Source organism: Paenibacillus macerans, assembly GCF_900454495.1.
GTDB classification, from domain to species: Bacteria; Bacillota; Bacilli; order Paenibacillales; family Paenibacillaceae; genus Fontibacillus; species Fontibacillus macerans.
Genome location: NZ_UGSI01000002.1, coordinates 556,796 through 576,930 on the forward strand (window position 1 = coordinate 556,796; position 20,135 = coordinate 576,930).

At 53.7% G+C, this 20,135-nt stretch carries 14 protein-coding genes and 1 other annotated feature; of the genes, 5 read left to right on the forward strand and 9 right to left on the reverse strand.

Annotation, left to right across the window (positions count from 1 at the left end; genetic code table 11):
- Window positions 1–9: 9 nt before the first annotated feature.
- Complete coding sequence (uxuA, locus tag DYE26_RS25635) at window positions 10–1,092, reverse strand: mannonate dehydratase (RefSeq protein ID WP_036619057.1); 1,083 nt, start codon at window positions 1,090–1,092, stop codon at window positions 10–12.
- A gap of 14 nt (window positions 1,093–1,106) precedes the next feature.
- Window positions 1,107–1,787 carry a GntR family transcriptional regulator gene (locus DYE26_RS25640; RefSeq protein ID WP_036619058.1) on the reverse strand — a complete coding sequence of 227 codons (681 nt, stop codon included), beginning with the start codon at window positions 1,785–1,787 and terminating at the stop codon, window positions 1,107–1,109.
- 1,047 nt (window positions 1,788–2,834) lie between these two features.
- Window positions 2,835–3,098 (forward strand) — a binding site (T-box leader).
- A gap of 115 nt (window positions 3,099–3,213) precedes the next feature.
- Between DYE26_RS25640 and asd the strand changes: the two genes are divergently transcribed.
- Window positions 3,214–4,299 carry an aspartate-semialdehyde dehydrogenase gene (asd, locus tag DYE26_RS25645; protein ID WP_082207629.1) on the forward strand — a complete coding sequence of 362 codons (1,086 nt, stop codon included), beginning with the start codon at window positions 3,214–3,216 and terminating at the stop codon, window positions 4,297–4,299.
- A gap of 130 nt (window positions 4,300–4,429) precedes the next feature.
- Here the strand turns inward: asd and DYE26_RS25650 are convergent, their stop codons facing one another.
- The 3 genes from DYE26_RS25650 to DYE26_RS25660 form a co-directional block, all read right to left on the reverse strand.
- Window positions 4,430–5,260 carry a carbohydrate ABC transporter permease gene (locus tag DYE26_RS25650; RefSeq protein ID WP_036619059.1) on the reverse strand — a complete coding sequence of 277 codons (831 nt, stop codon included), beginning with the start codon at window positions 5,258–5,260 and terminating at the stop codon, window positions 4,430–4,432.
- The gene (locus DYE26_RS25655; RefSeq protein ID WP_036619060.1) at window positions 5,260–6,132 is read right to left on the reverse strand and encodes a carbohydrate ABC transporter permease; all 873 of its coding nucleotides are present in this window, start codon (window positions 6,130–6,132) and stop codon (window positions 5,260–5,262) included. The genes DYE26_RS25650 and DYE26_RS25655 overlap by 1 nt, the downstream gene beginning before the upstream one ends.
- 76 nt (window positions 6,133–6,208) lie before the next feature.
- A complete protein-coding gene (locus DYE26_RS25660; protein WP_036627372.1) occupies window positions 6,209–7,543 on the reverse strand; it encodes an ABC transporter substrate-binding protein in 1,335 nt (444 codons plus the stop codon).
- A 216-nt stretch (window positions 7,544–7,759) separates the two neighbouring features.
- On the opposite strand from DYE26_RS25660, the gene DYE26_RS25665 reads away from it, so the two are divergent.
- Window positions 7,760–9,517 (forward strand): sensor histidine kinase, encoded by a 1,758-nt coding sequence (locus tag DYE26_RS25665; protein ID WP_051985208.1) that lies wholly within the window; start codon window positions 7,760–7,762, stop codon window positions 9,515–9,517.
- A gap of 21 nt (window positions 9,518–9,538) precedes the next feature.
- Complete coding sequence (locus DYE26_RS25670; protein ID WP_036619062.1) at window positions 9,539–11,056, forward strand: response regulator; 1,518 nt, start codon at window positions 9,539–9,541, stop codon at window positions 11,054–11,056.
- Here the strand turns inward: DYE26_RS25670 and DYE26_RS25675 are convergent.
- The 4 genes from DYE26_RS25675 to DYE26_RS25690 all read right to left on the reverse strand — a co-directional run bounded on the left by DYE26_RS25675 (window position 11,023) and on the right by DYE26_RS25690 (window position 16,413).
- A complete protein-coding gene (locus tag DYE26_RS25675; protein ID WP_036619063.1) occupies window positions 11,023–12,045 on the reverse strand; it encodes an LLM class flavin-dependent oxidoreductase in 1,023 nt (340 codons plus the stop codon). The genes DYE26_RS25670 and DYE26_RS25675 overlap by 34 nt on opposite strands.
- An 865-nt stretch (window positions 12,046–12,910) precedes the next feature.
- Window positions 12,911–14,029, reverse strand: a complete 1,119-nt coding sequence (locus DYE26_RS25680; protein WP_036619064.1) for an IS110 family RNA-guided transposase — start codon at window positions 14,027–14,029, stop codon at window positions 12,911–12,913.
- A 666-nt stretch (window positions 14,030–14,695) separates the two neighbouring features.
- A complete protein-coding gene (locus tag DYE26_RS25685) occupies window positions 14,696–15,526 on the reverse strand; it encodes a carbohydrate ABC transporter permease (protein WP_036619065.1) in 831 nt (276 codons plus the stop codon).
- Window positions 15,526–16,413: a carbohydrate ABC transporter permease gene (locus DYE26_RS25690; RefSeq protein ID WP_036619066.1), complete on the reverse strand. Its 888-nt coding sequence runs from the start codon at window positions 16,411–16,413 to the stop codon at window positions 15,526–15,528. The genes DYE26_RS25685 and DYE26_RS25690 overlap by 1 nt, the downstream gene beginning before the upstream one ends.
- A 207-nt stretch (window positions 16,414–16,620) precedes the next feature.
- Here DYE26_RS25690 and DYE26_RS25695 point away from each other — a divergent pair, with 207 nt between their 5' ends.
- Together DYE26_RS25695 and DYE26_RS25700 are read left to right on the forward strand one after the other, a co-directional pair.
- Window positions 16,621–18,450, forward strand: a complete 1,830-nt coding sequence (locus DYE26_RS25695; protein WP_036619067.1) for a cache domain-containing sensor histidine kinase — start codon at window positions 16,621–16,623, stop codon at window positions 18,448–18,450.
- Window positions 18,443–20,092 (forward strand): response regulator, encoded by a 1,650-nt coding sequence (locus DYE26_RS25700; protein ID WP_036619069.1) that lies wholly within the window; start codon window positions 18,443–18,445, stop codon window positions 20,090–20,092. The genes DYE26_RS25695 and DYE26_RS25700 overlap by 8 nt, the downstream gene beginning before the upstream one ends.
- Window positions 20,093–20,135: the final 43 nt, after the last annotated feature.

A 20,135-nucleotide genomic window follows, 5' to 3' on the forward strand; every position in this document is an offset into this window, starting at 1 on the left:
TTTTCCTCCTTATTGCTTGGACTCTGCTGCTTGCTCGGCCTTGACATAAGCATCCCATAAACCCCACAAATACATGATGCCAAGCGCCCGGTCGTAAAGCCCGTATCCGGGGCGGCACTCTTCGCCCCAAATGTGGCGGCCGTGATCCGGCCGGGCATAGCCGTTAAAGCCGTTATCGAAGTAAGCTTTTACGATCCCGGCAATGTCTACCGTGCCATCCGCGGTGCGATGTGACGTCTCGATGAAATCGCCGTTGTCAAACACGCGCACGTTGCGGATATGGGCAAACGGAATCCGCTCCTGGAACTCATGGATCATGGCGATAATATCGTTTTCCGGATTGGCCCCAAGCGAACCGCTGCACAGCGTAATTCCGTTCGACGGGCTGTCCACAAGCGACAGGAAGCGGCGCAGATTTTGCTGATTCGTAATGATGCGCGGCAGACCGAAAATCGGCCACGGCGGATCGTCCGGGTGAATCGCCATTTTGATGCCGTTTTGTTCTGCAACCGGAAGTATGGCTTCCAGAAAATATTGCAGATGCTTCCACAGGTCCTCTTCAGTCACATTACGGTATGCTTCAAACAGCTTGGTCAAATGCGCCAGCCGTTCCGGTTCCCAGCCCGGCATCGTTAATGCGCTGTTCTCGTTGATCGTCCGCACCAGCTCAAACGGGTCGATGTTATGAATTTTCGCTTTTTCATAAAACAGCGCCGTCGATCCGTCTCCGGTGGGTTTATGCAGATCGGTGCGCAGCCAGTCGAAAATCGGCATGAAGTTGTAGCAAATGACCTTGACGCCAGCCTTGGCCAATTTTTCAATGGTGCGCTTGTAATTTTCGATGTACCCGTCCCGGCTTGGCAAGCCCAGCTTAATATCTTCGTGAACGTTAACGCTTTCAACAACATCGAGATGGAGCCCGTAGCGATCGGCCTGCCTGCGGACTTCCTCGATTTTCTCCATCGGCCATTCGTCTCCGGCCGGCACGTCGTGGAGCGCCCAAACAAGGCCTTCCACGCCGGGAATCTGCTTGATCTGTTCCAGCGAAACCGTGTCATTGCCTTCGCCGAACCAGCGAAATACCATACGCATGTAATCACCGCCATTTATTTTTTAAAATAATCCGGATACCTCTCCTGCAGGACAGGCAAATTGGCTATGCTCAAATTCAGATGTTCCTTCATCAATTGGTCGGCGCTTCCGGCGTTTTGGGCCAGAATCGCCTCGTACATCGCTTTGTGCTGGTCGTATAAATGTTCCCAATGCGGATCGGTGGTCAGCCAAAGGACGCGGGTACGGTTGAGGTGGGCGTTCATCTGCTGAATGACGTTCCAGGTGCCCAGCTTGCGGCAACCTCTGAACAGGATACGGTGGAACTCTTCGTCCAGTGCGAACATCGCGTGATTGTCGTGCCGCCGGATGCTGTCCTGCTGGCGGGCCAGATTGTCCGCGAGCGCGGTTAAGCCTTCCTCCGGGAACTGCTCGCAGGCCAGCCGGATCACGGCGCGCTCCAGCTGTTCCCGCATAAACCGCGCTTCCAGCACAAGCTCCGGGTCGATCAGCGACACGCGCGTGCCGCGCTGCGGCAAAACGACCACCAGCTCCTCCTGGGCCAGCCGGACAAAGCTTTCCCGGACAGGGGTGCGGCTGACGTTGAAAGCCGCGGCCATCTCTTTTTCGGAAAGCGCCGTCCCCGGCGGCAGTTCCAGCGTGACGATCCGCTCCTTCAATTGGCCGTACACCGCGTTCCCGGCCGATCCCGGCTGCGGGAGCCACATGTCGTTCATTTCATCACCTCCTGAAAGTTTTGTGTGAGATGCCGCATGAAACAACTTCGAGCAAAACTCGCATCGTAAGCGTGGGCTTAGTTTTTAAAGAGTAACTACCATACTTGTATGGTAGTGTGGTAAGCACTAATTTGCAAGAACATTTTTTTAATTATTAAATTTTTCTTTATGCGAAAATAGCTGCGTTTATTTTTAGCTCAACCTATAGACTCATCAAGTGTCAGCCACCACCAGCCAATTGCTGGAATGATGAGGACCGTTGGCCCTCAAAATAGCGGCACTTTATGTGCTTATTTTCCGGAGCCTAACGTGTTCAGCACCATTAGCGGCATTTTTTGTACTTATTTTCCTGTGAACGGTCCAGAACGCCAGTAATTTCCTTCCTACCAGGTAAAATTACGACATAAAATGCCGCTATTTCTCTCAAAGGGATGGATATCTCTGGAATAGCGACATTTTTTGCCCTTATTTTGGCTCAACCTAATAATCAGCGTTTGACAGGGAGGGCCGGTAAGCGATCGTGGCAAGAAATATCGGCAGATCAATATCCGCTGTCCGGACGCTTTGCACGATTATCCCATTTGATCCGGAAGCAGAGAGGAGGGGAAGTTCAGGAGAAGAAAATAGGTTTGGGAGCAGCAAACATGTTCGAGATCATTAGTTCGAGATCGTTAGACAGATTTATGAGAAGGAGGTTTAGGTGAAGTGAAGCAGATCTGACGGGAGGAATGGGGTACGACACCGGGAAAAATGAAAGGACCGTGATTAGCCCCTACCCTCGCCCCCGGAACAAGAGGGATAATCGTGCAAAGCAGCATGCAGGGATACTAAGACACGAACGCTATCATAATTTATTTTGTCAAGCACTAATCTCGGTTGTTCCGGGCCCACCTGTGCGCGTCTATTTTGTGCGGATTTCGAGAATGAGGTTGCGGCCGCTCTGGGAATTTGTTCAATCCTGTTTACGTTCCGGCTAATATTTGATAATATAATTTCAACATTGAAATGCGACTTACGATTTTAAATACGTAATTGAATACGTAATAATGAAATGCGATGAAGAGAAGAGTAGATAGACGAGTTCTTTTCCAGAGAGCCCCGCTTGCTGAAAAGGGGTAAAGAGTTGTTTATTGAAGAAAGTCTCAGAGCACCGCATCGGAACCCGAACAGCGGGGGGTGGTGTGGCAGGGGCTCCTGTTACAGAGCTAGAGTATAAGCGTCGCCCGGGGCGATGCCGTACTCGAAGAGGCTGAAATGGCGACATTTCGGCGAATTTGGGGTGGTACCGCGAGCGTAAATCTCGTCCCTAAGACGGATCGTCTTGGGGGCGGGATTTTTTTGCGCGTATGGCCATACACCAACGCAGCCGGGTTGAATAGTTATTTATCAATATGTGAAAAAGACATGGGGAAAGGGTTGATACCGGATGACGCAAAAGTTGAAAGTGGGTATTGTCGGGGGAACGGGCATGGTCGGCCAGCGGTTTGTGCTGCTGCTGGACCAGCATCCTTGGTTTGAGGTGACCGCCATCGCGGCCAGTGCGAGTTCAGCGGGGAAAACGTATGAGGAATCCGTGCAAGGCCGGTGGAAAATGGCGACACCGATTCCGGAAGCCGTCAAAAATATCGTCGTGCAGGACGCTTCGAAAGTGAATGAAGTGGCCGATCGGGTCGATTTCATTTTTTGCGCGGTCGATATGAAAAAGAATGAAATTCAAGCGTTGGAAGAAGCGTACGCAAAAACCGGCACGCCCGTCATTTCCAACAATTCGGCCCATCGCTGGACCCCGGACGTTCCGATGGTCATCCCGGAAATCAACCCGGGGCATATCGAGGTGATCGAAGCGCAGCGCAAACGGCTGGGCACCAAAACCGGATTTATCGCCGTGAAGCCGAACTGCTCCATCCAGAGCTACGTACCGGCCATCCATCCGCTGCTGGACTTCAAGCCGACCCAAGTGGTCGTCTCCACGTACCAGGCGATTTCCGGGGCCGGCAAAAACTTTACCGATTGGCCGGAAATGCTGGACAACGTCATTCCTTACATCGGCGGCGAGGAAGAAAAAAGCGAGCAAGAGCCGCTGCGCATCTGGGGCAGCATCGAAGGCGGGGAAATCGTCAAGGCCAACGCGCCTTTGATTACGTCGCAATGCATCCGCGTTCCGGTGACGGACGGCCATCTGGCTACGGTGTTCATCTCCTTCGAGAACAAACCGTCGAAAGAAGAAGTCCTCGCCCGCTGGCGGCAATTCAAAGGCCGGCCGCAGGAGCTCGAATTGCCGAGCGCGCCGAAGCAGTTCATTACCTATTTTGAAGAAGAAAATCGGCCGCAAACGAAGCTGGATCGCGACATGGAACGCGGCATGGGCATTTCGGCGGGCCGCCTGCGCGAAGACTCCTTGTACGATTATAAATTCGTGGGGCTATCGCACAACACGCTGCGCGGCGCGGCGGGCGGCGCCGTGCTGATCGCCGAACTGCTGAAAGCGGAAGGGTACATTCAAGCGAAATAAAAGAGGCAGTTTAGCGTCTTAACAAGAACAAACAAACGGCAGGCCGGACTTCTACAGAAGTTGCTGGCCTGCCGCTTTTATATTAGAGGGGATGTTAGCACTTTATCCGGCAAAGGCAGGAAGCTTATCCTTATCCCTTCACCGCGCCGGCCGTGAGGCCGCTGACGATGTATTTTTGGCCGAATAAATAAAGGATGAATACCGGCAGCGAAGTCAGCACGAGGTTGGCGAAAATCAGGTTCCAGTCCCGGCTGTATTTGCCGTAGAAATTGTAAATCGATAAAGGCATCGTCCAGGTGGAACTGTCGGTCAGGAAATACACCGGAATCGTGATATCGTTCCACACGGACATAAACACCATGATGGCCACCGTCGCGTTCACCGGCAGGATCAATGGCGTGACAATCCGGAAGAACACGCCGAATACGCTCGATCCTTCGAGAAAAGCGACTTCATCCAGCGCTTTCGGAATCGTTTTGATGAACCCGCTGTACAGGAAGACGCTGAACGCCGTGTTGAGCGCGGCATAAATGAGAATCACGCTCGTGATGCTGCCGTAGAAGCCCATCCACTGCACGACCCGGATCGTCGTGATCACGGACATCGGCGCGATCAGCCCCATGAAGAAGTACATGTAAATCGTACCCGCGACTTTCGTCTCCCGGCGCGCCAGAATGAAGGAGGCCGCCGAGGAAGCGACGATGTTGATGATGGACGAGATCCCCGTAATCCAGACGCTGTTCAGGAACGCCCTGGACAGACCGCCTTCTTCAAATACCCGCACGTAGTTCGCGAACTGCCATTTCTCAGGCAGCTTCAGGGAAAAGCTGAGCACTTCGGCGCTCGTCTTAAACGAACCGAAGATCAAAATCAGCAGCGGCAATATAATCAGCAGCGAGGCCAGGATCAAGATGCCTTCGACGATATAGTTGCGTATGGCGAGTCTGCGCGTGTATCCCATTATTCTGCGACCTCCTTACGCCGCATGAAGATCAGCAGCGGAATGGCGATAATCGTCACGGCCACGAACAGCAGCGTGTTGACCGCGGTGCCGAGCCCCCAGTTGCCTTCGCCGAAGGCCCGCATAATGATCGTGCCGACGACCTGCGAGGCGTTGCCCGGGCCCCCGCCCGTCATGACGTACACTTCCGAAAACACTTTAAGTCCGCCGATCAACGTCAGCATCAGATTGATATTGATCGCCGGCAGCAGGAGCGGCAGCGTGATTTTAAAGAAGCTTTTCCAGGAGCTGGCCCCGTCGATTCTGGCCGCCTCGTAATATTCCTGGGAAATCGACTGCAGGCCGGCCAAATAAATGGCCATCTGAAAACCGGCGCTTTGCCAAATCGACACGGCGGCGATCGTCCAGATGACGAGCTGCGGATTGGTCAGCCAAGCCTGGCTGAGCGAGTGCAGTCCTATCGCTTCAAACATCTGATTGATCGTGCCTTCGGTGCGCAGCATCGGCGTAAACAGGATGCTGATGACGAGAATGCTGAGGATGGAAGGCGAATAAAAAAGCGCGCGCAGCAGGTTTTTCGTTTTCAAGCGCATGTTTAAAGCGACGGCAAGCAAAATGCCGATCACGTTTTTGCCGACGACGGTGACGACGGCGAAGATGACCGTATTTTTAAGCGCCAGGGTAAGCGTTTTGTCGGAGAAAATTTTGCTGAAATTTTCCCAGCCGATAAAGTGGATATCCAGCCGGTCCAGACGCCAGTCGGTAAAAGAATAGTAAAACCCTATCACCGCCGGGACCACGAAAAATACGGAGTAAATCAGGATGGCCGGTAAAATCAGATAATACGAGTATAGGTTTTTCATTGTTTTCATGTTCTCACACCCCCATCATAGCCTGGGGCAGCATAAAATCCGGAGATTTTATGCTGCCTTCTTACACCATCGTCCCTTAGAAACCGGGAACCTCTTTATCTTTCATCAGTTGGCTGAATTTTTCATCCCAGGCTTTAAGCACTTCTTCCGGCGTCAAGCCGCCCGCGAATTGGTCCTGCAGCAATCTGTACAGCTCGCTGCGGTCAACCAGCATGTAAGCGTCCGACGTCAGCACGGTTTTCTTTGGCGTAATGTAATTGTCGACGATTTCCTGCTTGTATTCCGGCAGCTCCGGCGTCGTGACGTCGCTGAGATTGGATACGTAGCCTTTGGAATCGACAATTTTTTGCGCCACTTCCTTCGAAGCCATGAAATCCAGGAACTTCTTCGCTTCCGCCATATGCGGGGCTTTCTTCGGAATGAACAGCTGGCCGCCGAGCGGGCTTGCGCCGAGGCTAGCGTCTTGAGAAGACGGGATCGGGAACACGCCCAGCCGCATGGAAGGGTCCTGCTGAGCCACCCCTTCGATCAGCCAATCGCCCATAAATATCATCGCGACTTCCTTGTTCAGGAATTTGCCGACCGCCATGTCGTAGCTGTCGCTGAGCACGTCGGCGTTGGTGTAGCCTTTTTTGTACACTTCGTACTGCTGCTGCAGGAACGTTTGGAATTCCGGAATATCCGACCATTTCCGCTTGTTGCTGTTCAGATCGTCGAAGAACGTCGGATCGTTTTTGGCCGCGAAATCGGCAAACGCGGCGGCCGGCCAGATGTTAGCGGCCCAATTGTCCTTGTATGGCATAAATACCGGCGTAATTCCGCTTGCCTTGATCTTTTCGCACACGGCCAGGAACTCGTCGAAGTTTTTCGGAATCGACAGGCCCAGGTCTTCAAAAATCTGCTTGTTGTACACGACCCCCTGCATGCCCGTGTCCTGGCTGACATGGAAACTGTAAAGATGGCCGTTGGCAGACAGCACGTCCTTGTTGACGATCCGGCCGGCCCATGGCTCGTTGTCGAGAATTTCGAAGTTCCGCTCCAGGTTGAGGTCGGTCGTGGCGCTCGCCAGGTTGTACTGGATAATGTCCGGCGTTTCCTCGACGGCCAATTTGGTCTGCAGCACCGTCGTCGTCTGCTCGGCAGGGATCAGCTGCAGGTTGACGTGAATGTTCGTTTTTTGCTCAAATTCGTCCAGCAAATCCTGTTGGATAAATGCCGAATCCTGCGAGCTTTTGGAAATGGCCAGCTCGATCGTTACTTTTTTGCCGCCGGCTCCGTTTCCGCCGTTCTCCCCGCCCGCCGCGCTGCCGGAGCCGCTGCCGCTGCCGCCCGAGCCGCAAGCCGCCAGTGAGATGGACAGCAAGCTGGCCAAGGCCAGGGCCGTTATTTTTTTCTTGCGGTTGCTGTTCATAAATGAATCCCCCCGTAAATCGTTTGTTTTGAATCCGTTTACAATCCGATTATAAATTTTGCCCGAGGCAAGGTACATGTCTGTACATGACAGTTGATGTGTAAAATCCTGAACTTGAAACCGTTGTCATTTTGCGAATGGCCGTGGTACAGTTAGGACGAGTCAAAGAGCATCACGAGCTGCGCCCTGGCGGATGGAGGAGGCGAACCGGCAGCCATGATCGTAAAAACCGTACCGCGCAAATATCAGTTCAGCCTGCAAACGAAGGTGTTCCTTACGTTTGTCGCCCTGCTTCTGTTTGTGCTCGGCTGCTTTACCGTATACGTCAATCTGATCGTAGTCAAGCCGCTGAAGGAGAAAACGGTCGGCGAAACGCGGATGACCGCGGCCAAAGTCAGCGAACAGGTCGATGCTTACATCGACGGTCAGAACCAGCTGTCGCAGCGTATATTGTCCAGCAAAGATATTTTTGCCCTTTTGGATAAAGACCCGGCGAACGGTGTCGAAATGTTAAATCGCACGCGAAAGCTTAGGGATACGATGTTTCAGGCGATCGGGCCGAGCATGGCCATCAAAGACATGATCATTTACGACAAACAGGGCAACCTGCTCGTTTCTTATATCGGCTCTCAGCGAAGTCCGCTTACTCTGGAAACCTATTTGGGAAAAAGCGGCAGGGGCGGGTGGTGGAGCGGCAGCGGATTTATGTTGACCCGCGAGGGTGACACGGTATCGTTTATCCGCGCGATCAACAACCAAAACGGCAAAGTGTTCGGTTATCTTTCCATTCAAATGGATCAGGCTTATATCGAAAAAATGACCGAAGGAATCGCCGGAGGAGACGTTTATATCCTTGACGGGCAAGGCGTGGAAATTACCCGCACCGGCCCGGATACGGACCATGCCGTACTGACCGGGGGGCTAACCGGAAATGGGGTTTACGCCGACAAATTCAATAACTACGTGGCCTATTCCCAGTCGCCAAAAACCGGCTGGACCACTTATATCGTGACGCCTAAAAAGGCCGTACTCGGCCCTGTCAATTCGGTCCAATACATTTCGATGCTGTTGATTACCTCGCTGATCGTGGTTTCGTTCGTCTATATTTTCTTGTCGACACGCAACTTGCTGCTGCCGATCCGCAAGCTCCGCAGCCAAATTTGGCGCATTAACTACAGCAATATGAAGGTCAAGGTTGACAGCCGGCCGCAAAACAACGAGCTGATCCTGCTGAACGAAGCTTTCCAGGACCTCATGGAGCGGCTGCAGGAATCGATCGAACGAGAGAAACTGGCCTTGCACGAAGAGGTCAAAGCGCGCAATTCCGCGCTCCAGGCCCAGATCGCCCCGCATTTCATCCATAATGTCCTTTATTTGATCAGCATCGCCGCCCAGGAGGGAAAAACGGAGGTCGTGTCCGATATGTGCAAGCATCTTTCGGACAGCCTGCGTTATATCGTGTCGTCGCCTTACGCCCATGTGACACTGGCCGATGAACTGGAGCATACGAGACACTACTTGTCTCTCGTTCAGCAAAAATATGAGGATGACTTGGAATGGGAAATCGAAGCGGACGAATTGTCCCGGGAAATCCAGCTGCCGCGGCTGGTTATTCAGCCTTTTGTAGAGAACTGCGTCGAGCATGCGTTCACGAACACGGATCCCCCATGGCGGATCAAAATTACGGTGAAGCAGTTTAACGGGCTGTGGGCCGTCGAAATCAAAGACAACGGGGACGGCTTTCCGCCGGACAAAATCCGCGAAATTTTGGACAACATTGAGCAGTCCGCTGCGGGCGTGAGCGAAATTCAGAACCACCGGTCGGCCATCGGAAACATGGGAATTGTCAACAGCGTGGGCCGGCTGAAGCTGATGTACCAGAACAGGCTTTTTTTTAACATTTTCAATCATTCGGACGGGGAAACGGGCGCTACGGTGCAAATCATCGGATCGCTGACGAAGGATTTCTATTGAGCATAACAGGAGGGACGGGCGATGTATAACGTGATGATCGTGGAGGACAGCAAGCCGATATTGCGGAACATAAAAACGCTGCTGGAATCTATGGATTTGCCGATCCGCATCGCGGCGACGGCGACCAACGGGGAAGAGGCGCTGAAGACGCTGCGGCGGGAACCGATCCATCTGCTGCTGACCGATATCCGGATGCCGAAAATGGACGGGCTCGCGCTGATCGAGCAGGCCAAGCTGATCAGTCCGCAGCTGAAATACGTGCTGATCAGCGGGTACAGCGATTTTGAATATACCCGCAAGGCGTTGAACCTTCAGGTATTTGACTATTTGCTGAAGCCGGTGGAGCGCGTGCAGCTGGCGGAAGTGATGGACCGGGCGATCGGGGAGTTGAACAAGCGGGCGCCCGGCGATGCGGCGATGTTAAAAGATATCGTGGCTCCCGGTTATGCTGCGGACTTGCGCTTGGATGACGAGTTTCATCATTATGCGAAGATGCTGCTGATCGTGCGCCGCCAGCCGTTTACGGCAGGGGAAGAACGTTGGACGCGGGAAGAGGTCCAGCTTTGCTTAACGGAGATTTTCGCCCCGCACCGCTGCTGGGTTTTCCCTGCGCAAACGCCGAAGCAGTTTCTTGTTCTGGTGAACAGGCCGGTGCTGGACATGTACTCCTCGGTTTATGAATGTCTGGAATCGGCCCGGCGCCATCTGCACGATTGTGGCATTGACGCGATGCTCGGAGGGCAGGTGCTGTCCCCCGAGCCGGAGAAGCTGCCCGAGCTGTACCATCGGGTGTCGTCCATCCTGAATGAGCGGCAGCGGATCATGAAAGGGGGAGTGCTGGATACGGGACTTCCCGTTCCTGATGCGAAGCAGGGGGAAGTCGGGATGGAGCCGCATGTGGCGTTCGGTTTCGCGGATATGATCCGCGGGCGCCGCAAGGAGCAGTTTGCGCTTAAACTGATGGAACAACTGGCCAAATGGGGAGAGGAGAACGTCCGGCTTGCGGATCTGGAGCGATTTGTCGGGCTGCTGGTCGATACGTTCGCTCATTTGTATGAGGAGCGGGGCACGGCCCTCCGGCTCGGCCTGGAGGTGAAAGCGAAGCAGCTGTTCGAGGCGGAGAGCTACGGCGATTTTGGCCGTGAGCTGCTGGAGTGGACCAGGCAGTGCTTCGATATGCTGCAAGCGCATAGCCGAAAAAGCGGCGAGGAACTGTTTGCGCAGATGGACGAATACGTGAAAATGAATATGTATTCCCAGCTGTCGGTGGTCGATATCGCGGCGAAATTTCATGTAAGCCCTTCCTATGTCAGCCGAGTGATCAAAAAATTTACCGGTGCCACATTCGTGCAGTACTATACTGGCCTGAAAATCAAAGAGGCCTGCAGGCTGATGGCCTGCAAGCCGGAAATGAAATTCAAGGAGCTGTCGGATCTGCTGTCGTTTACCGATCAACACTATTTCTCCAAAGTGTTTAAGGAGTACACGGGATACAGCCCGACGGATTATAAAGAGCAAATTTCCGCCAGCAGCTCATAGGAGCGCAAACGAGCCTGATGATCGTAGACTTGCGCGGCTACGATGATTTCGTCGGCATTCGTTTGCTCGAGGATCAGCTGCAGCTGATCGCGCACCGTGGACGGCGAGCCGATCGCGGAGCAGCTGAGCTGCCGCTCGATCAGCGCTTGCTCCTGCAGCGACCAGTCGAGGTGGTCGACCGGCGGGTTCAGCTTTCCGGTGCGGCGGCGGATCAGGTTGAGGAACTGCTGCTGCTGCGATGTCGCCAGCCGCCGCGCTTCTTCGTCGGTATCGGCCACGATCACGTTGACGCCGATCATCGCGTATGGCTCCGCCAGCACTTCCGAGGCGCGGAAGTGGCCGCGGTACAAATCGAGCGCCGGGAGCATATAATCCGGCGCGAAATGGCTGGCGAAGGCAAACGGCAGACCGAGCTGGGCCGCCAGCTGCGCGCTGAAGCCGCTGGAGCCGAGCAGCCAGATCGGGATGTCCAGGCCTTCGCCGGGGATGGCCCGCACCGCCAGCGAGGAGCCGGGTGCGGGCCGGAAGTAATTCCGGAGCTCGGCGAGCCGCTCCGGGAAGTCCTGGCCGTCGCTGCCCGGACCGCGGCGCAGCGCCTGCGAGGTCGCCGGGTCGGAGCCTGGCGCCCGCCCCAGGCCGAGATCGATCCGCCCGGGATACAGCGACTCCAGCGTGCCGAACTGCTCCGCTACGACGAGCGGCGAATGGTTCGGCAGCATGACGCCGCCGGAGCCGACGCGGATCTTGGCCGTGCCGCCGGCGATATGGCCGATCGCGACCGCCGTCGCCGAGCTGGCGATGCCGGGCATGCTGTGGTGCTCGGCCAGCCAGTAGCGGTGATATCCCCAGTCTTCCGCGTGCCGGGCCAGATCAAGCGAGTTTCGCAGCGACTCGGCGGCCGTGCTGCCGACGGTGATCGGAGCGAGGTCCAGGATGGATACGGGAATATCGGATAAACGACCTTTCCGGTCATGAGATGAATTTGGCATGAAGCAGGTCTCCCTTCATTTTCGGATAACAAGCTTCGCATAAATGCTTTTGAGCGGAGCCTAATTTTTATTATAACGAATTTGAAGGAAAAGGGTACAAAAGCCCATACGGGAAGCGCATGAACGGTATCAGACTAGATTGGAAACGCAGTATTGGCGAACCTATAACAAAACGGCCGTAAGTTGGCAGGCTACTAGTTTGCTAGGTACTCTTCTCCTGAGCTGGCGTCGCATTGACGCTTACGCAAAATCCCCGGTACATTTGCGGGCGGGTATTACATTCTGCCGGAATTCTAACGGTTGCAGCAGGCACTATTTTACGAAAAAAGCCACCTTCTAAATTTTAACGGTTGTGAGCGCCGTTATTTGCTTTAATCTGAGCCCCAATAGCCGGTTTTCTGCCCAATAAGCGCATGGCAACCGTTAGAATTTGAAAACCGCCTTATTGGGGCAAATAGCGGCTGTGACAACCGTTGCTATGAACGTTTTTGTCAAGCCCTCCGTGTGAGAGGTGCCTGAGCACGTGGCGCGAGAGCAAAAATGCGAGCGACGGTCGGCACGCTGCTATCCGTGGGTTGGTACCACATGTTATGCCTTCGTCAAGGAGAGCTCTTGCAAGCTAGAAGCGCACGTTCAGTTACTCACCTAGTGCAAACGGTTGACGCAAATTCTCTCCCGGAACCTTCGTTTGCTCCCGGGCCTCGTGCTCAGGCGTGAGCTTGTCAAGCGCTTTTCTTGACAAGCGGTTAGGTTCAAATCAACACTTTTCCTATTCCTCATTGGAAATGAGGAACGCCTCACGGCGAGTGTGGGGGGTGCAGGGGGCAACGCTCCCTGCGTCTCCCCAAAGGGGACGGAAGGGGCGTTAGTTAGCCACCGGTTGTTCCACCGTTCGAGCAACAGCCCATATGAACCCGGTTAGCTCCCTGGCCACCGCGCCTACGGCCACATTTTTGTGTTTGTTCTTTCCAAAAATGAGATGACGGTATTTGTAATGCAATCTTTCTTGCGCTTTCCACGACAACAGTTGTATATCGGCCGGCATGCCATCCAAACGCTTGGCGAGATCTCCTTTCACCGCAGGCCGATGACGGTAGCTCCAGGCGGATTCCACCAAGGATCGGCGCAAGCGCCCGTTACCGGCTTTGGTCATACTTCCGCGCCGAGTACTCAGGCCGGTTGAACTCTCACGAGGAACCAACCCTAAATACGCCATGAGTTGGGCCGGGGAGCGGAAGCGAGTAAATGAACCGATCTCAGCAGCTAGAGTGACGGCCGTCAGTAGTCCAATCCCACGCAGGGACTGAAGCACCCGAATCAGAGTTGCCTTGGAGCCGACCGTGGCTTGCTGAACCAAGGCTTTTTCCAAACGCCCCATCCGCTGCTCGATCTCATTTAAGGTATGGAGCATCTCGTCGAAGGCTACTTGCATGGGCTCATAAGGGAATGTCAGTTGCTCCAGCCAGGAACGGTACTTCCGGGTCCAACGACGCTTTATCGTAGCCGGCGGTTCGATGTGATGGCGGAGCAGGAACTTCAATATCCGCTGGCGTGCCCGATGCGTGTCCTCTTTGGCGGCCTCCCGGGCGCGAACCAACTCCCGCAAAGCCTCGTCTTCCCGCTCCGGGACGTAGACAGGAGTCAATTCTCCTGCACGAAACAGACGGGCAAGCTGCTCGGCGTCCCGTCGATCCGTCTTCACGTGATCACCAGGGCGTTTGGGAATAAGCGACGGAGCAATGACAACGCAATGGGCTCCCATGGAGGTGATCCAGCGATAGGTTTCGTAACCTGTCGGACCTGCCTCATAACAAAACGATAGCGTTTCGGCCGGTCCCAGTTCTTTGATCAGCTTGCGCAGCGCCGCCGGGGTGTGAGGAATGCTCCCGTAATAGCGAGGAGTTTCACCGCTTGCATCTGCAATAGCAACCGAAATTTTTTCTTTGGATACATCTAAACCGACGAATTTTGTGGTAGACTGCATAGTATCAGCTCTCCTTTGCTATGTAGCTCTGAAATGGTTTGGTTTTCACTATCCATTTTAACCTACGAGATGTAGCAATATGGAGGGCTGTCTTTTGTTTACGTTCATCATAGCTAGAATGGGGAATGCTGTCACAGTAATGCTCTCCCTTCAACCCCCTTCATCAAATAGCGAAATAGCGGAAAATAATGCCTCTATCTTCTCTATCACGTGAGCAAACTGAAAAGTAGAGGAAAAAAATGTCGCTATATTCGGGCAGTGTGGCTGAATCAGTGGCTAATCAGGACCTTTTTGGAAAATAACGACATAAAATACCTCTATTTCATAACGGGAACTAGAGATTCTCAACATAACGTCCTAAATTACCGCTATTTTTCGCAAGCCCCGGAAGGGAGTCCGGGGAAGGAACCGGCAAGGGCCGCATAAAGAGGCAAGTTGCCGCAATGATCATGATGGCGGAGCGATGACAGCCCCGTCCAGCCCCCGACCAGCACACATCCAGCTTACATCCAGCTTACATCCAGCACACATCCAGCTTATATCCAGCCTCGTCCAGCACACATCCAGCCCACGCCGAGCCCCCGTCCAGTTCACATCTACTCACATCCAGCCCCCAACCCAACAAACCCCCGGAGCATCCGCTCCGGGGGTTCTTATAAACCACTTTCAGCCCTTCACCGCGCCGGCGACCACGCCTTTGACGATGTATTTTTGCAGGAAGATGAACACGATGATCGAAGGCAGCACGGCCATCACCATGGCGGTCATCGCGTACTGCCAGTCGGAGGTGTATTGTCCGACGAAGGTGTACGCGGCCAGGGTCAGCGTTTTGGTCGTCGGCGAGCCATTGACCATGAGCAGCGGGAGCAGGAAGTCGTTCCAGATCCACATCACGTCGATGATGATGATCGTAGTCGTAACCGACTTCAGCAGCGGGAAGATCACGCTGAAGAACAGCCGGAAGCCGGAGGCGCCGTCGATCGTGGCGCTTTCGTCGATTTCCTTCGGAATCCCTTTCACGAAGCCGTGGTAGATGAACAGGGCGAGCGGAGCGCCGAAACCCCAGTACAAAATGCCCAGCCCCCAGGTGCTGTCGGAAAGGTGAAAGTTTTTGGCCATTTGCAGCACCGTCAGCATGATCGACTGGAACGGTATCAGCATCGGCATGATGCAGAGCATATAGATGATCGAACTGGCTTTCGATTTCGTGCGGGCCAGCTTGTAAGCGGCGATGGAGGAGATCAGGATGATCCCGGCCAGGCCGAGAATCGTAATGACCGCATTGTTCAGAAACAGCCGCGGGTAGTTGATGAATTCCCACACGTAGCTGTAGTTCTCAAAAGCAAGCCGTTTCGGCAAAGCGATTACGTCGGTCATGACCTCCTGGAAGCTTTTCAGCGAATTGATGATGGTCAGGAACAACGGATACAGGAACAAAATGGACAGGAGGACCATAACGATTTCCAGGACAAAACGCCCCGCTCTGTTTTTAGTCATTATGCCTCAACCTCCCTGCGTTTGAAGAGCGTTAATTGAATAATGGTGATGATCAGCACCGCCACGAACAAAATCAGCGCCTTGGCCGTGCCGTAACCGTACAGATTGTTCTGGAACGTATCGCGGTAGATGTCGTAAGCGACGCTGTATGTGGTGCCGCCGGGTCCGCCGCCGGTCAGCGACAGGATCACGTCAAATACCTTGATCGAGTTGGTCAGCGCCATAAACACGGAAATGGTGATCGACGGCGCGAGCAGCGGCAGCGTGACGTTGAAGAACCGGCGGACCGGTCCGGCCCCGTCGACGGTGGCCGCCTCCTTCAAATCGTCTGGAACCGATTGCAAACCGGCGATGTAGATAACCATGTAGAAGCCGATCGATTGCCAGATCGAGACGAACAGCACGGAGATAAAGGCTAGTCCGGGTTCACCCAGCCAGCTTAGCGCGAATACCCCCCAACCGGTGCTTTGCCCCAGCGATTCGAAACCTTGCATGAAAATGAACTTCCAGATAAACCCTACGATTACCAAGCTAAGAATGTAAGGAATAAAGAAGGCCGCTCTCAGCCAGTTGGTCGATTTCAGCTTCATGTCCAGCACGAGCGCCAGCAAAATCGCCAGCACATTGATCAAAACGATGTAAAGAATCATGTATTTGACCGTAAACCAGGCGGCGTGCGTAAAGTTGGCGTCGCCCATGAAGATCTGTTTGAAGTTATCGAGTCCGATAAATTTAGGGTGCTTCGAAATCCCGTTCCATTTGGTCAGGGAGTAGCGAATGGTCATAATAAACGGATAGTAGAACACAGCGATGACCGAAATAAGGATCGGCAGCGTAAATATTCCGAACTCCAGCTTCTCGGCGCGTTTTCTCCCAAGTTTCAACATAATGCACCTCTTTTTCGCAACGATAGTTTATATAAGGTGATTCGGCTATAATGATTATAAATCAACCGTTTTCACGCCAAAATGGATTTAAGAAAACAGTTAAGGGTAAAAACGTGAACTGGCGTTAAGCGCGGGTCATGACTTATATTTTGAACTAGGGAATAGAACGGGACAGGCAACTTACACAGTCATAGAAATGAGGGCAATATGTTCAGCCGACTGAAACGTTTGACATTGTCGCTTAAAGACCGGGTTTCGCGCCGATTGGTCAATAAGCTTATTTTGCTGTTTACGACGATTATTATTCTTGTGGTAGGCTCGCTGACCGTCATCTCCTATCAAATGCTCGAAAAAGAATCGGTCGATCACAGCATCGCCAGCACGACCAACAATTTGAAGCTGGTGAACCAGAACCTCGAGGATTATTTGTCCGGCATCGAGCAGTTGTCCCTGCCGCAAATCCGCTATGACGAGATCATCCGGGCGATTAAGCTGGAGGAAAACGATTATTCGTCCAAAATGTATCTGGAAAATTATTTGCGGAGCCTGTTCTACTCGCGGGACGATCTGGAAAGCATTTATTTCTACCTCATCGATCAGAAGAAATATTATTCGATCACCCGCGAAGCCTATAACATTACGGTGCGCGTCAGCTACCAGGAGGGGATTCCCGACCAGCCGTGGTACAAGCAGGCCATGGAGAGCCCGCACAACCGTTCGTTTCAATCGTTTATCGTTCCCGGGGCCAAGTCGGGGTACGCCATGAGCAAGGAGCCCAGCTTCATGGGATATCACCGCGTGCTGCGCTCGCTCGTTTCCCGCGACCCGAAAGCGGTTATTTCCTTCTATATAAAGCCGGCCGGCAAGGACGAAATTTTGCGGGATATCCCGTTTGAAGAAGGGGAGCATCTTTTGTACCTCGATGCCGACAACGTGCCGTTTCACGTCGACGATCCGGAGTTTCTGAAGCAGGTGGAGAACGCCCCCTGGCTCAGGCAGATCGGCAAGGACGGCGACATGCGGCCATTAACCTGGACGAGCGAGGACGGCACCAAGTATCTGATTGTATACAACGTGCTCCCGGACGAAGGCTGGAAATTGGTCAAGCCGATTCCTTACCGCAACATTTACGCCGCGGCGACGACGACGAGGGATTTGAGCTATCTCATCGGGGGCATTTTTTTGCTCATTTCGGTCGTTCTGGTTACGCTCCTTTCGAGTGCGATCACGAGACCGCTGAAAGACTTGTCCTATGGGATGAGACGTTTCAGCGAAGGCACGTTCGACGCGGAAATCCCGGTCAAGGGCAGGGATGAAATCGCCTATTTGTCCAGGCATTTTAACCGGATGGTGCGGCGGACCAACGATTTGATCAATGAGCGTTACAAGATGAAACTGGTGGAGAAAAACGCGATTTTGAAAGCGTTAGAGGCGGAAATCAACCCGCATTTTCTGTACAATGCCCTCCAGGCGATCTCGACCAAAGCGCTGAAAAGCGGGGACGACGAGGTCGCCGATATGGTGGATGCCTTGGCCTTGACGCTCAGATACTGCATAAGCGGAAAAGATATCGTAAACGCTAGGGAAGAACTTAAACATATCGATCGTTATCTGGCGCTGCAAAAAGCTAGATTCGGCAGCCGCCTTCAGGTGACGATCGAATGGGACGAATCGCTGATGGAGCTGCAGATCCCCAAGCTGTCCATTCAATCCCTGGTGGAGAATTCGATCAAGCATGCCCTGGAAAAGGTGTCGAGCGCCATTACGATTGTGATTCGGGCGGAACTGGCCGATACGCATGCGATAATTTCCGTGCAGGATAACGGACCGGGGATTTCCCTGGAAAGGCTGGAGGAAATCCTCAAATCGTTTCACGCCGAATGGGAGGACCAGGAGGGTGACAACATCGGACTCAAAAACCTGTACACGCGCCTCAGGCTGCTTTATGGCGAAGACGCCGATCTGGTGGTCCGCAGCGGCGATGGCGGCGCGGAAATGCGAATGATGATACCGCGGGGAGGCAGCAGCCATGTATAAAGTGTTGATCATTGACGATGAAGAACCGCTCCGTGAGGCGATCCGGATTTTAGGGGATTGGGAAGGCCTTGAGGTTGACGAAGTGCTGGAAGCGACGGATGGCAAAACCGGACTGGCCATGCTGGAGCGGCACAAGCCCGACCTGGCGATGGTCGATATGAAAATGCCCGAGCTGAACGGCGTCGAGTTCTTAAAAATCGTGGAGCGCGATTACCCGGAGCTGCTGACGATCGTGATTAGCGGTTATAACGATTTTGAGTTCACCCGTCAGGCGATTCACTCCAGGGTATTGGACTATTTGCTCAAGCCGATTAACCGGCATGATCTCAACCAGGCGCTCCGCAAAGGCATCGATTTGCTAAACGCCAAGCGGCAGCTGAAAACCGAATCGATTACCCGCAACATTGCGTTTAATATGTCGCTGCCGAAGCTGAAGGAGAAAATTTATCTATCGATCATTGAACGAAGCTTCAAACAACATAGCAACCGGGCGTTCCTGCCGCTGATCGGGGCGGACGATCCCCTGAACCGTTTCGGCGCGCTGGTGCTGCGGATCATGAATATGGAAGCCATCAGGGACAGCCGGTTCAACAGCGATACCGAGCTGCTTTATTTTGCGGTGGCCAATGTGGTGAGCGACGTGGGCGGGGGCGACATGCTCTGCTTCAGCTTTGCCAATCCGAAGCAGGAGCGCGAGATTATTGCGGTGTATACCGCGGGGGGCGGTTATCCCGAAGAAGTCGCTTTCCGCGCGGAAAAAATGATGCGCAAGATCATCAATACCCTAAGCGAGCTGTTTGGTTTACAGGCAGCGGGAGGGATCGGCCCTTCGAGCCCAAACATCATGGAACTGGCCGATTCCTATGAGACGGCGGTCAGTTCGATCCTGGCCATCGACCTATTAAAGCTGAAGGGAATGGCCGTGATCGGCGACAAGGGGAGAGCTGCCGCGAAGAATATCTACTCTTTCACCGGCCGGATGCCGCTCCTTCGCGGGGCGCTGGAAGCCGGCAATCTCCATCATGCCAAATCGGTCATGGGGGATTTTGCCAAGAAGATCAAAGCTGCGGACGCGTTCAGCATCGGGGCGGCCGACCGGACGCTGCGCGAGATCGTCGTCCTCTTAAGCGACATGGCCCTGGATCTTGGCGTGCCGGGGGACGCGCTGCCGCGTTCCGGCGATGAAAGGGCGCTGCGCGCGCTGGGGCTGCGGACCGATTTTGCCGGCTTCGACGAATACGAAGAAGTGCTCCTGCGGCTGACGGAGTACTATCACGAACAAATCCGCCGCTTGCTGGCGGCCAACCGGCCGTTTCAGGTCGACGACATCAAGGAGTACATCGACAATCATTATTTTGAAGACATTAAAATTTCCATGTTCACCGAAAAATACTTCTTAAGCCGCGAGTATTTAATGAAGCTGTTCAAACAGCAGTACGGGTACGGCATCCACGAATACGTGCAAAAGGTCCGCATGGACAAGGCCAAGGAGCTGCTGGACGATCCTTCCCTGAAAATCCAGGAGATTTCCGAAATGCTCGGCTACAAGGACAAAAATTATTTCAGCAAAGCGTTCCGCAATTACTGCGGGTTATCGCCGACGGAATACCGGTCGAAAGAGGAGGAAGGGGTCAAAAAGTGAACTGGACGATCACTCCACTTTTTTACCCTTAAGTCACCACTTA

Bases quoted from the DNA above. Each gene is read 5' to 3' on its own strand.
- DYE26_RS25665 (WP_051985208.1), top strand. From the start codon at position 7,760: ATGATCGTAAAAACCGTACCGCGCAAATATCAGTTCAGCCTGCAAACG.
- DYE26_RS25640 (WP_036619058.1), bottom strand. From the start codon at position 1,787: ATGAACGACATGTGGCTCCCGCAGCCGGGATCGGCCGGGAACGCGGTG.
- asd (WP_082207629.1), top strand. From the start codon at position 3,214: ATGACGCAAAAGTTGAAAGTGGGTATTGTCGGGGGAACGGGCATGGTC.
- DYE26_RS25685 (WP_036619065.1), bottom strand. From the start codon at position 15,526: ATGACTAAAAACAGAGCGGGGCGTTTTGTCCTGGAAATCGTTATGGTC.
- DYE26_RS25690 (WP_036619066.1), bottom strand. From the start codon at position 16,413: ATGTTGAAACTTGGGAGAAAACGCGCCGAGAAGCTGGAGTTCGGAATA.
- DYE26_RS25655 (WP_036619060.1), bottom strand. From the start codon at position 6,132: ATGAAAACAATGAAAAACCTATACTCGTATTATCTGATTTTACCGGCC.
- DYE26_RS25670 (WP_036619062.1), top strand. From the start codon at position 9,539: ATGTATAACGTGATGATCGTGGAGGACAGCAAGCCGATATTGCGGAAC.
- uxuA (WP_036619057.1), bottom strand. From the start codon at position 1,092: ATGCGTATGGTATTTCGCTGGTTCGGCGAAGGCAATGACACGGTTTCG.
- DYE26_RS25660 (WP_036627372.1), bottom strand. From the start codon at position 7,543: ATGAACAGCAACCGCAAGAAAAAAATAACGGCCCTGGCCTTGGCCAGC.
- DYE26_RS25695 (WP_036619067.1), top strand. From the start codon at position 16,621: ATGTTCAGCCGACTGAAACGTTTGACATTGTCGCTTAAAGACCGGGTT.
- DYE26_RS25675 (WP_036619063.1), bottom strand. From the start codon at position 12,045: ATGCCAAATTCATCTCATGACCGGAAAGGTCGTTTATCCGATATTCCC.
- DYE26_RS25700 (WP_036619069.1), top strand. From the start codon at position 18,443: ATGTATAAAGTGTTGATCATTGACGATGAAGAACCGCTCCGTGAGGCG.
- DYE26_RS25680 (WP_036619064.1), bottom strand. From the start codon at position 14,029: ATGCAGTCTACCACAAAATTCGTCGGTTTAGATGTATCCAAAGAAAAA.
- DYE26_RS25650 (WP_036619059.1), bottom strand. From the start codon at position 5,260: ATGGGATACACGCGCAGACTCGCCATACGCAACTATATCGTCGAAGGC.